Here is a 14,148-nt window from a genome sequence, read left to right as displayed (position 1 = left end):
CGCGCTGGATCAATCGGACGAGCCCGTGCCGCGCGGCCGCTCGATACCGTACGCCTCCATCCAGCGGTACAGCGTCGCGCGCGACACGCCGAGTTCGCGCGCCGAAGCGGCAACGCGCCCGCGCGTTCGCAGCAACGCGGTTTCGATCGCCTCGCGCTCGATCGACTTGCGGATGTCGGCCACCGAGGGCGACGCCGCATCGAGACAGTATTCGAGCTCGAGGTCGCGCGCTGTGATCAGGCGCCCCTCCGTCATCACGACCGCACGGCGCACGCGGTTGATCAGTTCGCGGACATTGCCCGGCCAGTCGTGCTTGTAGAGCGCGGTAATCGCATCCGTCGAGAACCCGCGCACGCGATGGCGCGCATCGCCGCGGAAGCGTTCGAGCATGTGGTGCGCGAGCAGTTCGATGTCCTTGCCGCGCGCGCGCAGCGGCGGCTGGTCGATGCGCATCACGCAGAGACGGTGGAACAGGTCGGCGCGAAAGCGTCCTTCTTCCATCGCATCGCGCAGGTCGACGTGCGTCGCCGACACGATCCGGACATCGACCGGCACCGGTTCGCTGCCGCCAAGACGGTGGATCGAGCGTTCCTGCAGAAACCGCAGCAGGCTCGCCTGGCTCTCGTGCGGCAGGTCGCCGATCTCGTCGAGCAGCAGCGTGCCGCCGTTCGCGGCTTCGACGTAGCCGATCTTGCGCGCGTTCGCGCCGGTAAACGCGCCGCGCTCATAGCCGAACAGTTCCGATTGCAGCAGATGCGGCGGGATCGCGCCGCAGTTGACCGCGACGAACGGGCCGTTGCGCCGCGCCGAATGACGATGGATCGCGACGGCCGTGAGTTCCTTGCCGGTTCCCGTTTCGCCGAACACGAACACCGGTGCGTCGGTGCGGGCGAAACGGCGCACCGTATCGAACAGCCGCAGCATCGCGCTGCAGGTGCCGACGATGCCCTTTTCCTCCGATTCGAGCTGTTCGCGATCGCGCGCGAACAGGCATTCCATGCCGTAGGCATGGCCGACCGTATCGGCGATCCGCTGATGCGACGCCGGCAACGTCACGTAGTCGAAGCAGTAGTCGCGCAACAGCGCGCGCACGTTCGGCGAGGTGGTCTGACCGACATCCACCAGCGCCACCCAGACGACATCGCGCATCGACGCGCAGGTCGACGCGATGCTGCCGATCGCATCGGCATGGCCGCCGCTCAGGTCGAGAATGCCGCAGGTAATTTCGCCGGACGTGTCGCGCAGCTCGCTCGCATGCGCGACGACCGACACCTTCCAGTCGCGGCGCGACAATTCCTTTCGCAGCATCACGGACGGCGATTGCGTCCAGTAAATCAGCGGACGCTGCCCGTTACTGCTCCCCACGCCGGCGCTCTTATCGCGCGTTATTGGCATATTCATAACAAACCATCATTTTCTGCACTCCGCGAACCGTTCGCGTGCGCGGCGGCAGGCGGCGCATGGCCGCCTTTCCGCGCTGCGTTTCCGCAGCCTTGGCGAAGATCGAAACTGCACACGGCGAGAACCCCCGGAGATCGAGCCGGATATCATCCCGTCTCGTTGTCATCGAACTCGAACGGAACACGCGGCTACGGGAGCCACGACATTCCGGCTTTGAAGCAACCCGCCGCCAGGCGGGGCACGTCGGCAAACAAAAAACCGTCCGCATGGGCATCGCGTCGTACACGACAATCGCGCCGATGCTGAGCCGGAGGGCCGCCAAACCGCGCCCGGATTGACTACCCCATTTCATTCGCACCTGAATTTACACCCCGTTTCGGGCCGGTTTTGTTAGGGAAACGCTGATCAATGGACCAACTTCCGAAGTTGCAGGCGAGATGGCTTCAAATTTTCTGGATGACGAAGCGAATCGGCGCTCAATTCAGTGAATTTGGCGCGTAAGCGAGCCTCCCCTGCTCGCATTTTTCATACGCATGACGGACTGCTCCCATGGACCGATCGCAACAGATTTCGCGCAATCACCAGATTCGCCAGAGCGAACAGGCTGAACAGTTGCGCGGTGTTCTTGGCCAAGCCCTTGTATCGGGTCTTGCGATGCTGAAACAGATTCTTGACGATATGAAACGGATGCTCAACCCGCGAACGGATCTGCGCCTTGGTTCGCTCGAGCGCGATCACCAGGTCCTTCAGCGCTCCTTCTTGCATCGCCTTGATCTTTCCCCGCCTGGCAGCGACGTGCCACTTCACGGCCTTGCCCGCCATTTCCTCGCGCTTGTCGACGCCAATGTAGCCCGCGTCGGCGAACACCTGCTCTTCATGCCCGTGCAGCAGGGCATGAGCTTGCGATACATCCGACACGTTGGCCGCCGTGCCAACCACACTGTGAATCAGGCCCGAGTCGGCGTCGACGCCAATGTGGGCTTTCATGCCAAAGTGCCATTCGTTGCCCTTCTTCGTTTGATGCATTTCCGGGTCACGGCTCTTCCCGGCATTCTTGGTCGACGGCGGCGCTTCAATGATCGTCGCGTCAACCAGCGTGCCTTCCTTCATCATCAGCCCACGCTCGCACAGCGAGATGCCAATCTCGTCGAACAACTTCCGTGTCAGTTCGTGTTCGATCAGCAGGCGCCGGAACTTCAACAGCGTGGTTGCATCAGGCACGTTCTCGATCGCCAGATCGATGCCGGCGAAGGCTCGCAGCGTGATGCTGTCATACAGCGCGTCTTCCAGTCCTTCGTCCGACAGTCCGTACCACTGTTGCACGAAGTAGATTCGCAGCATCCGCTCAAGGCCAATCGGCGGGCGACCTCGCGTGCCCTTCGGATAGTGCGGTTCGATGGCCGACAGCAAGCGCTGCCACGGAACGACCTTCTCCATCTCTTCCAGGAAGCGTTGGCGCCTCGTCACTCGCTTCTTGCCTGCAATTTCCGCTTCCGCGAAGCCGATCTGCCTCTTCATCGTCGTGGGTCCGTTCCGTGAGCTGTCTTCTAAACGTCCTCGGCTACGTCTGCGATGACCGCCGAGCCGAATAAATCAGCGTTTCCTTAGCAAAAGATAAACCTGAATCAAGCCGTTACGGCGCAGGCCGTTCCGCACCGCCCCCTTTTTGAACACTGAGATTTGATTATCTATGACCTTTCCCGTCAATCAGTGGCAAATACTACTTTTCCGCAAGATTGATACCGTCGATTACCCGCAATTTCCGTCGAAATCTCGTCAAAGCGGCGGCACCGTTTCCCTCTCACCACATAATCGCGCGCGCCCCCGGATAACCCCATCCCATTGCGCCGGCGCGAAGGCCGTCCCGCCGTTACACGTCGTAATCACGCCGTAGTCAACGGCATCGCGCCACGCCGGCGCTTTTCGCGAATCGCCGTCGACGAATTTGAAATTCGCGGGGCCGGCACGCGCGTCTCGCGGCGCAGCATGATGGCCATTCCCACGCGACCGGCCCCCCGCGGCTCGACCGGATGCAGGCCCAACGGCAGGTCGCGTCGGCCGTGCATGCGGTCGGCAGCGTGCCGACGATGCGGTACGCGAGCGGCCCGTCGTCGGCAAGCGCAAGCCTCGGTCCCGCGCCCCGCTGGCTCGTTCGCGTGCGATGCTGGCCAGTCGCGCTTCATTGCAGCCCGCCACGATGAATCAATTATGAAAAGGCAGCGGCCCCGACGATGTGTGCTGTCGCACATTGCGACGCTCGCCTGTCGCGCACACCGCTCCATCGCGCGCGCCGGACTTGCGAATCCGGAGCGTGAGTACGCTTTCGAACAGACCGCCGCAGCGCACATCCGGATGATGAAGATCGCCACGCCGTACGGAACGATCGCGTCCGTGCAGCGCGGCATGCCGAAGGCATCACGCGAGGACAGCATCATGGAATGGCATTGTTGTGAATTCGAACATCTGAGCGCCGTCGATCTCTATGCAATCCTGCGCGCGCGCAACGCCGTGCTGGTGGTCGAAGACGCCCACACGCATCTCGACATCGACGGCAAGGACGCGGGCGCGCTGCACGTCTATGCGAGCGCGAGCGACGGCGACACGACGGAAGTCGCGGCCTACGCGCGCATCCTGCCCGGCGACGACATCGATCCGGACATCATGATCGACAAGGTGCTGACGAGCGAAAGCTGCCGCGATGACGAGACGCTCGAGCGTTTGATCGGGCGCGCACTCACCGCCGCGCAGGCCGCATGGCCGGACACCGCGGTGCGCATGCACGTCCCCGCGCCGCGTCAGGCGTTCTACAAACGGTTCGGATTCCGCAAGGCTTACGGTCCGTATCTCGAACAAGGGGCGCCGTTCGTCGGCCTGATCCGGCCGGCCGACCGTACGGCCGGTGCGCTGCGTCACCTGTTGTCGCGCGCCGTTTCGTTCTCGCGCGACGACGATGCGCGCGCCGACGGCCGCCCTCACACCCGGCTGCCCGCCGATACCGGAGCGAACCGATGACCCGCGCCCTTCACCCGGTTCCCGAACCCGATCTGCCGAATATCCTGCCGGTGATTCTCGCCGGCGGTTCCGGCACGCGGCTGTGGCCGCTGTCGCGCGAGCAGTATCCGAAGCAGCTGATCGAGCTGGTCTCGAACGAGTCGCCGCTGTCGGCGACGGCGCGCCGCCTGAACGGCATCGCGAACGCGTCGCTCGGCGACACGCTGCTACTCGTATGCGGCGAACAACATCGCTTCATGAGCGCCGAGCAGGTACACGGCCGCTCGGCGCCCGCCCGCATCCTGCTGGAGCCCACGGCGCGCAACACGGCGCCCGCGCTGACGCTGGCCGCGCTCGATGCGAACGCGCTCGCGAACGATCCTGTCCTCGCCGTGATGCCGGCCGATCACGTGATCGCGGATGTCGCCGCGTTCCAGGACGCGGTCGCACGCGCGGCGCGTTATGCGCAGGAAGGCGCGATCGTCACGCTTGGCGTGCTGCCGCGTCGCGCGGAGACGGGCTACGGCTACATCCAGGTCGGCGAGCCACGCTCGGGCCGCCACGGCAGCCACGGCGGCTACGCGATCGGACGCTTCGTCGAAAAACCCGATGCGACACTCGCCGAGCGCTACCTGCAATCGGGCGATTACTGGTGGAACAGCGGAATCTTCGTCACGCGCGCATCGGTCTGGCTGAAAGCGATCGGCGCACTCGCGCCGGACATCCATGCCGCCTGCGACAGCGCGTGGCGCGCGGGCGTCGCCGACGATCCGTTCTTCCGGATCGATGCGGCCGCCTTCGATGCGTGCCCATCGGATTCGATCGACTATGCGGTGATGGAGCGCCTCGCGGAACACACCGAACTCGGCATCGAAGGCATTGTGGTGCCGCTCGCGGCCGGCTGGTCGGACGTCGGCACGTGGGACGCGATCTGGGAAATCATGCCGAAGGACGATCACGGCAACGTCGCGCGCGGCTCGATCGTCTTCGAGGACACGCAGGACAGCCTCGTGCGTTCGGAAGGCCGCCTCGTCGCGTGCGTCGGGATGAAGGACGTCGTCGTGATCGAGACGGCCGATGCGGTGCTGGTCGCGAACAAGCACGACGTGCAGCGCGTGAAGAATATCGTCGCGCGCCTGAAGAGCGACCGGCGCCCGCAGGCGAGCGAGCACCGCAAGGTGCAGCGGCCGTGGGGCCATTACGATTCGATCGATCTCGGCGAGCGCTTCCAGGTGAAGCGGATTGTGGTCGAACCCGGCAAGCAGCTGTCGCTGCAGATGCACTATCACCGCGCCGAGCACTGGATCGTCGTGCGCGGCACCGCGAAGGTGACGCGCGGCACCGAGACGTTCCTGCTGTGCGAGAACGAATCGACCTACATCGCCGTCGGCGAAGTGCATCGGCTCGAGAATCCCGGCCGGATTCCGCTCGAAATCATCGAGGTTCAATCGGGCAACTATCTCGGCGAGGACGACATCGTGCGGTTCGAGGATCAGTACGGGCGGGCGGTCGTCGGGACCGCGCAGCCGCACCCGTCGCTCCCCTCGCGCGAACCGGACGAGGAAGCCGCGGAACGCGACGTCATCCGGTAAGTGCGTGCGGTTCGCGACGGCATGTGTGAAGCCAACACCCGCCGCCGCGCGAACAACGGGCGGCCGCCTGTTCGTCGCCTGGCGCCGCCGGCCGGCGGCCCACGCAACGCATGATCAGTGGAGGCCGCCTTGCGGCCAGCGCGGCCGCCTGAGGGACTCGCGCACGCGCGGCAACACCGACGTATCCGCGCCGATCGCGTCGCCTGCCGCCGACAGCGGCTGAAGCGCGGCGCCCGCACATGGCGTGCCCTTCGCCTGCTGTCCCGATGCCCCCACCTGCCGGCCGGCCGCGCAATCGTGCGCAGGGTCGATCCGGACCGGCATTCCGCCGATCCCCGACAGTTGATTGTCCGCGAGCCGCACGCCCGACACGTTTCCCCACAGGCGAATGCCGTCGAATCGCGCATGCGACACGCGATTGCCGATCACGGTCACGCGCGACACCGAACCCGACCACGTGCTGACCTCGATCGCCGCCTGCTGCGTGACCGGGCGAGCATCGGCCCGATCCGTCGCCGTCTGGATATCCGCGATCGAATTACCCTCGATGCGGACGTCGGACGAGCCGGCGGTGCGATTGCTGTCTTCCTGGGCGACCAGAATGCCGGAGCTCACCTGTACGTTGCGCACGACGTTGTTCGAGATCGTGACCTCCGCACCGCCGACCACCGTGATGCCGCGCCCCCACGGATTGCCCTCCAGCGAGTTGCCGGTAATCAGCACGTTGCGCGTCAGCACGCCTTCCGCCTGATAACTCACCACGGCGATCATGTCGTCGCCGGTGCCGCGCACGACGTTGCCCTGCACCAGCACGTTGCGCGAGCCGTGCGTCATATGGATACCGTCCGCCAGCGTCGACAGCACCTCGTTGCCGACGATCGCGACGTCCGCGCCGCCGAACACGAAGATCCCGCCTCCCGCGCCGCCGTCGATGACGTTGTCGAGCACCTGCACACCGCGCCCCGTCACCTCGACCTTCGACGACTCCGGCGTCGTGAGGCGGGTCGTTCCGGTTCCGGTGAGCCGGAAGCCGACGAGCGTCGTACCGTCCCCGCTCATCTCGATCGTCTGGTCGCCGGGGGTGGTCGCGATCAGCGTCGCGCCGTAGCCCGACAACACCACATGCCGCTGCCGCACGACCAGCGACCGGCCGACCACATACCGGCCCGGCGCGAACACCAGTCGCTGGCCCGGCTGCAACGCGTCCAGCGCACGTTGCAGCATGTCGGCCTGATCGGCCGCGTCCGCAGCGGGACGAACGACCGCATCCGGTACAGTCGCATGAGGCGCACCGGGCGCGGACGTGCCGGATGCCGCCGCGGCACCGCCCGGCCACGCCAGCCCGCCTGCCGCGCACATGGCGGCGAGCGCTGCGCGCGCGAGAAACGTGCCACGTGATCTACGCATATCGAGTCGACTCCCTGGAATGACTTCGAACGTGCCGGCCCGCGCATCCGAATCGCTGCATGCCGACCGAGTTGTCCTCCGACGATACCATCGATTGGACCATTCGAACCCGCCGCGCTTCAGTGCGTCAACAGACCAATACATCCTGCCTGCGCGGCGTATCGGGTATCCGGCTTGCCGTTGACGCTTCATCGCGCTTTCGCTGAAGCGGATCGCGGAACGGTAGGCTCGCGAACCGAATGCCGATCGACGATGCGTATCATGGCCGCCATGCGACGCAACCGTGCTCCGGGGCACCGCACCCTGCGCGCCGGGCACCCGGATCGTCCGCACGTCGCTCGTCCAGAATCCGTTCATGACCACCCTGACCATCGCAATCTGCAACTACAACCACGGCGCGTACCTGCGCGAAGCGATCGATTCGGCGCTCGCACAAAGCGCGCCCGGCATCCGCGTGCTGGTCGTCGACGACGGTTCCACCGACGATTCGCGCGACATCATTCGCTCGTACGGCGAGCGCGTGACGGCGGTGTTCCAGGAGAATCGCGGTCAGGTCGCCGCATACAACCGCGCGATCGAGCATCTCACGACGCGTTACGTGATCCTGCTCGACGCCGACGACCTGCTCTATGCCGACGCGGCGGCCCGCGTGCTGGCCGCGTTCGCATCCGGCGACTTCGTGAAGGTGCATTTCCGGCTCGACGTGATCGCGCGGGACGGTGCGGTGACCGGGGCCAGCGTACCGCAGTCGGCCGTCGACACCGATTGCGGTCGCCTGTTGCGCGCAGGCTGGCTGTACCCGTCGCCGCCCGCCTCGGGCAACGCGTATCGGGTCGATGCGCTCAAGCGCATCTTTCCGGTGCCGGTCACCCCGGACAATCTTCATGGTGCGGATTTCTACGCGATCTACGGTATCGCGTTGCTCGGCGCCGTGCACATGATCGATGCAACGCTCGGCGGCTATCGCGTCCACCAGCAGCCGGGGACGCGCCCGTCCGCCGACACGCCGGCGCTTGCGCTCACCAATTCGGAAGACGCCGCGACGGGCGCGCTGAAAGCCGAACGCCGGTGGGCGACGCTGCGCATGCTCGCCGCCACGCGGCTGCACGAAGCATTGCCGATCGCGCCGCTCGACTTCGCGATCGAGAAGGCCCGCTTCGCCAGCACGCTCTATCACGCCCCGCTCGTGCGGCGCTGGCGCTGGTTCCTGTGCGAATCCGGACGCTACTGGCAAACCGTGCTGCGCAACCCGTTCTGGGGCGTTGCCAAGAAAGCGGCCGTAGCCGGGCTGTCGCTCGCATGCTTGCTGCCGTCGGCAACGCTCAGCAACCGCGCGATTCGCTATATCTCCAATCCGCTCGCACGCGTGCGCAAGTCATCCGGCCGTCACGCCGACGCGCGATAGCGTCGCCGAATCGCGCATTCGGTAAGCCATCGCACCCAGTGGGTCGCGCATGCGCTGCACAATGATTCGGACCAGTGGATTCACGCGCACTGACCGGACTTCGTCGTTGTCCCGGCTCCAGCCGTCGTAGTCGAACGCCGGTTTCGATGTTCGGAGGCGTCGCGCCCGCACGTATGACGCGGCATGGATTCCTCGCGCTTCATCGTGTCCGGCGCTCCTGCGGCAACGTCGACTCGACCTTCCAGCGGCGGAAACCATCACGCTGCCTCGTCGGCGCCAACCCGTGACTGTGACAGCAGGATCCAATGGCCGCGACTGCGATGCATTTATCAATCAGGAATGCATAGCTTCACGAACCGGATATCGAGACCGCAAGATTCGCAGGCGACTCATCGTCACGACGTGCGATGAATCTGCGAGCGAATCGCTGGACCCACAGATGACCCAACAAAAGATCGTTCATATCGCCGAAGCATTCGGTGGCGGCGTGCTTTCGATGCTGACCCATCTCGCCAACCATGCCGCAGCGACCGGCGTCGACGTGACGGTTCTGCACTCGATCCGATCGGAAACCCCGACCGATTTTTCGACGCTGTTCCTGCCCGGCGTGAAGCTCGTGTACGTCGACATGGCGCGCGAGGTGAGCGTCAAACAGGATCTACGCAGCGTGCGTGCGCTGGTCCGGCACCTGCGCGACTGCAAGCCGACCGCGATTCACCTGCACTCGTCGAAGGCCGGCGTGCTGGGGCGAATCGCCGCCCGGATCGCCACTCCGAACGCGAAGGTGCTCTACTCGCCGCACGGACTCTCGTTCCTGCGTCGCGACGTGTCGCGCATGAAGCAGTACGCCTATCTGAGCTTCGAACGCATCGCGGCGCACATCGGCGGCACCATCGTCGCGTGCTCGGGCAGCGAGCTCGCCGAGATCAGGGGAAAGGTCCGGGCAAAATCGACGGTCCTGGTGGAAAACGGTGTCGATGTGGCGGAGATCCCGCCGCGTCGAATGCGCGACGACCGCAAAGTCGTCATCGGGATGAGCGGTCGGGCGTCGTACCAGAAGAATCATCACGCATTCGTGCGACTCGCCGACATGCTGCACGACACGGACGTCGAGTTTCTCTGGATCGGCGGCAACGCGGCCGAGATTCCGGATCCCGGCCAGCGCGGAGCCGTCGTCTGCAGCGGCTGGATACCCCGCGCACGTGCGCTCGCGCTGACCTCGGAACTGGACATCTACGTCCAGACTTCCCGCTGGGAAGGCATGCCGGTCGCGCTGATCGAAGCGCAGGTCGCCGGCATACCCGCCGTGGTGACGGACGTCGTGGGCAATCGCGACGTGGTGATTCACGGCGTGACCGGCTACGTCGCGTCGAACGCCGCCGAGATGGCCGCGTATCTGACGACGCTGCGCGACGACCGGCAGCTTCGCGAGCAAATGGGCGCGGCAGCGCGAAAACGGGCGATTCAGCGGTTTTCGATGAACGCGATTTTCCGGCAGTGGAATGCGCTTTACGGACTGGATACCGAGGAGCCGCGTGTCGACACGCGCGACTTCAAGCCGGTCGCACCGGATCACGTCAAAGCCTGATTCCGATTTCGATATCTTCTTGTTGACATGATCACTTTCAATAAACCGAAGCAACTCGTCTATAACGGCCGTTTCACCACGCAGAAGACGACCGGGGTGCAGCGTGTCGCGCGCGAGCTGATCGCCGCATTGATCAAGTTTCAACCGCAGGATCCGGTGACCGTGCTGGTGCCTCCGCAGCCCGGCGTCGAAGTCAGCGGCGCCAGGACGGTCAAGGTCGGCTTTTACAAGGGCGTGGTCTGGGAGCAGTTGGTGCTCCCGTTGTTCGCTCGCCGAGGCCGCATCGTCAATCTCAGCAATTCGGCATCCGTTTTCATCGGCAACCAGATCATCTACATGCACGATGCGGCGGTGTTCGACACGCCCGCACATTTCTCACGCCCGTTTCGCGTGTGGTACCGGATCATGTTCTGGATCCTCGCGCGCACCTCCGTCTGCGTGCTGACCAACTCCTATTTCTCACGGGATCGCCTCGCGCATCACTGCGGCGTGCCCGCGGAGAAGATCAGCGTCGTGCCGCTCGGTGCGGATCACCTCGATGCGCTGGAAGCGGACACGAGCGTGCTCGACAAGCATGCGCTGACGCCCGGCCGCTTCGTGCTCGCGGTCAGCAGCATGAATCCGACCAAGAACTTCGCGCGGCTGATCGCGGCTTTCCGGCAGATCGACGATCCGTCGGTCGATCTCGTCATCGTCGGCATGCAGAACACCACCGTATTCGGCAAGCAGGATCCACTGTCGGCCGCCGAACCGAACATCAAGTACGTCGGCTACATCAGCGACGAGCAATTGAAGGCGCTGTATCAGAACGCGGCATGCTTCCTTTATCCGTCGATCTACGAAGGCTTCGGCATACCGCCTCTCGAGGCGATGCGCTGCGGCTGTCCGGCGGTCGTCGGCAAATCGGCCGCGCTGCCGGAAGTCTGTGCCGATGCGGCCCTGTACTGCGATCCGTATTCCCAGGACGACATCGCACGGCAATTGCGGACCCTGCTCGATTCGGCCGAGCTCAGGGCCGAGCTCAAACGCAAGGGAAGCCTGCACGCGGAGAAATATCGCTGGCGCCGAAGCGCCGAGATGATGACGGAGATCTTCGAGGGGCTGTAGCGTTTCATCGCACGCCGGCGCTGCAACGGACGCCGGCGTGCCCGGCCGGCCGTACTGCTTATCCTGCGCTGATCGCGCTGCCGTTCGCGATCCGACCATTGGCAAACAAGCGCGTGCCCAGATACGACCGGATCGGTTCCTCGACGAATTTCGCGAGGACAGCGGCGGCCGCCATCGACAGCAACGCGGCAAGCATCGCCGTTCTGACAATGTGGCTCTCGGCCTGCGGCGCATACGCGAACACCAGCCTGCCGACCGGATAGTGCACACAGTAAAGCGGATACGAGATCCAGCCGAGGAACGCGCTGATCCGTGCAATCGTCTTGCCGCTCGGCGCGAGCGTCGCACCGCGATAGACCAACGCGGGGGCGACGAACAGCAGGATCGCCGCCGAATACGTTCCCTTGATCGACGTCGGAAACGCAATGACCAGCGCGAAGGCGACAAACAGCATGTAGTCGTTCTTGACGAGCCTGGCGATGAACCAATGCGGCTTCGCCGGGAGATTCGCCTCGTACATCTTTCCGATTGCCACGCCCAGGAGGAACCCGTAGCCGACCCGGAAGAATCCGCCCATGAAATTGTCGGCCGACCAACCCTGATTGAGGATGATCGAGACCTTGCCGTTGTCGAGGCCCACGAGCACGCCGTACACGACGAAAGCACCGAAGCACGCGTATGCCAGCCTCAGCAGGCGCCGCTCGCTCATCCTGATTGCGGCGATCAGCGCGACGCTCGCCACCAGCTCGAAGAACAGTGACCACGCCGGAGGATTCAGCGGAAACGCGCCGGGATCGTCTACCGCCGGCAAGCCGTGACCCGCGGCGCCGGCAAATCCGGATACCAGGAAACGGCCGAAATACGGAACGAAAAAATAATTCTGCCCGGCGGCTGCCGCCAGGTTGCCCAACGAAAACGCCGCCGACGATTGAATTCGCATGACGACGAGACTCACCAGCCCTATCGTCATCCCGATGCCTATCATCGGATACAGACGAATCACGCGTCGCTTCAGATACGCGCCTTGCCACGCTCCCTGAAGCAGTCGTTCGCCGTAAGAGTACGTGAGGATGAATCCGCTCAGCATGAAAAATACGTCTACCGAAAGATAGGCGCTCTGCAGTATCGGAATCGGCAGATCCTCGAGGAAATGCATGAACATCACGCTGATGGCCGCGATGCCGCGCAATCCGTCCAGCGTTTCGAATTTCTGTTTATGTGTAGCCATGGACGGTAGCGGCAACCGAAAAATGATCAAGCGACTCGATGATGTCGAATCGGCGCGGCATGCCCCGTCGCGCGCGACCATCGCTTCTATCGCGACAACAGGGGTTCGATGCGTGTGGCGCGAGTTTCGGACGCGACACGTGCCGGTGCCCTGGCAAACCAGCGGAATACGACGATCAACAGGACGACCGGCACGAAATTCCGCCCGCTGAACAAGTTCGGCGTTCGCATGATTTCCATGACCGAGACGAACAGCACCGCGTGGATGCAGCACCAGAACCCGTTTCCGGTCCGCCAGCCCGCATAGCTTCGGCCAACCGCCCAGCCGAGCACGATCGCATCGAGCAAACCGAACCATCCCCACTCGTAGAAGTGGACGAAAATTCCTGACGGATTGTTGAACTCGGGGTCGGCGTAGCTGTTCAGGAACAGGTTGATGCTGTCGCTCGAGTCGAGCCACGGCTGCAACGTTGCGCCGATGACGGGGAAGCGCAGCAGCCAGTCGAACGTGAACATCGGGTGGCCCTGGTTCCAGCCCAGCACACTCACGATTCCTGCGCCGTTGTTCAATGCAGTCGAGTAATACAGGCCCAGACGCTCGAGGGCAAAATCGAACAGGTTGTCGTAGATGTTGACGTAATAGGCTTCCCACGACCGGTTGTACTCGTTCGCGATGAACAGGCCGAACAGCAACGGAATCGCCGCATAAGGACCGAGCGTCAGCAGACGAGCATACCGTCCGCCGAGCCGGAACCGCACGACCATGAGCGCAAGCGGCATCACCATCTCGATCAGTGCAAGCCGTTCCGCGAAGATGAAGCTGCGCAGCAGCGTCAGCACCGCGAGCACGGCGAAATAGATCTTGTAGCGATTCAGGCCCTTTACCGGTGTCCTGAACACATAGAAATACAGCACGACAAACGGTGCCGTGGCCTGCGTGAACGTGCTGAGGCCCGTGATGCGCCCTTTCAGTTCAAGCATGTCATATGCATTCGCTTCGCCTCGCACGAACGCGATCAGCAGCGCCGGATGCAACAGGATGCCGCTCAGCAACAGCGCATAACCGAACAGCGCGAGCGCGAAGACGAAATCGAGCACGCGGGGAGACAACGCCACTGCGGCGGGAGGCGGCCCGCGCCGCGTCCGAACCTCGGTCGTCGCGAGCCACGCCGCCGCGGTCAGCGCGATCAGGAACAACGCGCCGACAAACGCGTAGTAGCCGTCGAAATAGATCCGTGCAATCGATTTCTGGTCACCGAGCAGGCTCAGCGAAAGCAGGCCATACAGCGGCAGGATGAACATCAGCACGAGCCGCGCCGGATCTTCCCACCAATAGCCCGTATAACCGCCGGCGTGATCGCTCCTGCTTGCCGCTCTGCGCCGTGTTACCGGCCGCTCCCGCAGCCCGCCCCCCGTGTTGCCCGCTCGCC

General features: G+C 64.2%; 10 protein-coding genes. 5 read left to right on the top strand and 5 right to left on the bottom strand.

All coding sequences use genetic code 11. The annotated features are described in order from the left end of the window. Window positions 1-9 precede the first annotated feature (9 nt). Complete coding sequence (locus CFB34_RS09950) at window positions 10-1,401, bottom strand: sigma-54 dependent transcriptional regulator (RefSeq protein ID WP_179243726.1); 1,392 nt, start codon at window positions 1,399-1,401, stop codon at window positions 10-12. Window positions 1,402-1,926: 525 nt separating this feature from the next. Then, the gene (locus CFB34_RS09945) at window positions 1,927-2,919 is read right to left on the bottom strand and encodes an IS5-like element ISBmu2 family transposase (RefSeq protein ID WP_006412423.1); all 993 of its coding nucleotides are present in this window, start codon (window positions 2,917-2,919) and stop codon (window positions 1,927-1,929) included. 915 nt (window positions 2,920-3,834) lie between these two features. On the opposite strand from CFB34_RS09945, the gene CFB34_RS09940 reads away from it, so the two are divergent. Both CFB34_RS09940 and CFB34_RS09935 read left to right on the top strand, forming a co-directional pair. Then, window positions 3,835-4,413 (top strand): drug:proton antiporter, encoded by a 579-nt coding sequence (locus tag CFB34_RS09940; RefSeq protein WP_089442758.1) that lies wholly within the window; start codon window positions 3,835-3,837, stop codon window positions 4,411-4,413. Then, a complete protein-coding gene (locus CFB34_RS09935; protein WP_089442644.1) occupies window positions 4,410-5,984 on the top strand; it encodes a mannose-1-phosphate guanylyltransferase/mannose-6-phosphate isomerase in 1,575 nt (524 codons plus the stop codon). Before CFB34_RS09940 ends, CFB34_RS09935 begins: the two co-directional genes overlap by 4 nt. 114 nt (window positions 5,985-6,098) lie before the next feature. On the opposite strand, the gene CFB34_RS09930 is transcribed toward CFB34_RS09935, so the two are convergent. Further along, window positions 6,099-7,391, bottom strand: coding sequence for a right-handed parallel beta-helix repeat-containing protein (locus CFB34_RS09930; protein ID WP_089442645.1), 1,293 nt, complete (start codon window positions 7,389-7,391; stop codon window positions 6,099-6,101). Window positions 7,392-7,746: 355 nt separating this feature from the next. Between CFB34_RS09930 and CFB34_RS09925 the strand changes: the two genes are divergently transcribed. The 3 genes from CFB34_RS09925 (at window position 7,747) to CFB34_RS09915 (ending at window position 11,491) form a co-directional block, all read left to right on the top strand. Then, the gene (locus CFB34_RS09925) at window positions 7,747-8,796 is read left to right on the top strand and encodes a glycosyltransferase family A protein (protein ID WP_089442759.1); all 1,050 of its coding nucleotides are present in this window, start codon (window positions 7,747-7,749) and stop codon (window positions 8,794-8,796) included. 439 nt (window positions 8,797-9,235) lie between these two features. Continuing rightward, a complete protein-coding gene (locus CFB34_RS09920; protein WP_089442646.1) occupies window positions 9,236-10,384 on the top strand; it encodes a glycosyltransferase in 1,149 nt (382 codons plus the stop codon). Between the two features lie 27 nt (window positions 10,385-10,411). Continuing rightward, on the top strand, window positions 10,412-11,491 hold the full coding sequence (locus tag CFB34_RS09915; RefSeq protein WP_089442647.1) for a glycosyltransferase family 1 protein: 1,080 nt from the start codon (window positions 10,412-10,414) through the stop codon (window positions 11,489-11,491). Between the two features lie 58 nt (window positions 11,492-11,549). On the opposite strand, the gene CFB34_RS09910 is transcribed toward CFB34_RS09915, so the two are convergent. Together CFB34_RS09910 and CFB34_RS09905 are read right to left on the bottom strand one after the other, a co-directional pair. After that, window positions 11,550-12,719: an acyltransferase gene (locus CFB34_RS09910; protein ID WP_089442648.1), complete on the bottom strand. Its 1,170-nt coding sequence runs from the start codon at window positions 12,717-12,719 to the stop codon at window positions 11,550-11,552. Window positions 12,720-12,805: 86 nt separating this feature from the next. Continuing rightward, a complete protein-coding gene (locus CFB34_RS09905) occupies window positions 12,806-14,122 on the bottom strand; it encodes an oligosaccharide repeat unit polymerase (RefSeq protein WP_242808641.1) in 1,317 nt (438 codons plus the stop codon). Between the last annotated feature and the right edge of the window lie 26 nt (window positions 14,123-14,148).

The organism is Burkholderia sp. HI4860 (assembly GCF_002223045.2).
Classification (GTDB): Bacteria; Pseudomonadota; Gammaproteobacteria; order Burkholderiales; family Burkholderiaceae; genus Burkholderia.
The sequence above is the reverse complement of the archived record's forward strand: the minus strand, read 5'-3'. Positions and strand labels throughout refer to the sequence as shown.

Bases quoted from the DNA above. Each gene is read 5' to 3' on its own strand.
- CFB34_RS09910 (WP_089442648.1), bottom strand. From the start codon at position 12,719: ATGGCTACACATAAACAGAAATTCGAAACGCTGGACGGATTGCGCGGC.
- CFB34_RS09925 (WP_089442759.1), top strand. From the start codon at position 7,747: ATGACCACCCTGACCATCGCAATCTGCAACTACAACCACGGCGCGTAC.
- CFB34_RS09915 (WP_089442647.1), top strand. From the start codon at position 10,412: ATGATCACTTTCAATAAACCGAAGCAACTCGTCTATAACGGCCGTTTC.
- CFB34_RS09950 (WP_179243726.1), bottom strand. From the start codon at position 1,401: ATGAATATGCCAATAACGCGCGATAAGAGCGCCGGCGTGGGGAGCAGT.
- CFB34_RS09940 (WP_089442758.1), top strand. From the start codon at position 3,835: ATGGAATGGCATTGTTGTGAATTCGAACATCTGAGCGCCGTCGATCTC.
- CFB34_RS09920 (WP_089442646.1), top strand. From the start codon at position 9,236: ATGACCCAACAAAAGATCGTTCATATCGCCGAAGCATTCGGTGGCGGC.
- CFB34_RS09945 (WP_006412423.1), bottom strand. From the start codon at position 2,919: ATGAAGAGGCAGATCGGCTTCGCGGAAGCGGAAATTGCAGGCAAGAAG.
- CFB34_RS09930 (WP_089442645.1), bottom strand. From the start codon at position 7,391: ATGCGTAGATCACGTGGCACGTTTCTCGCGCGCGCAGCGCTCGCCGCC.
- CFB34_RS09935 (WP_089442644.1), top strand. From the start codon at position 4,410: ATGACCCGCGCCCTTCACCCGGTTCCCGAACCCGATCTGCCGAATATC.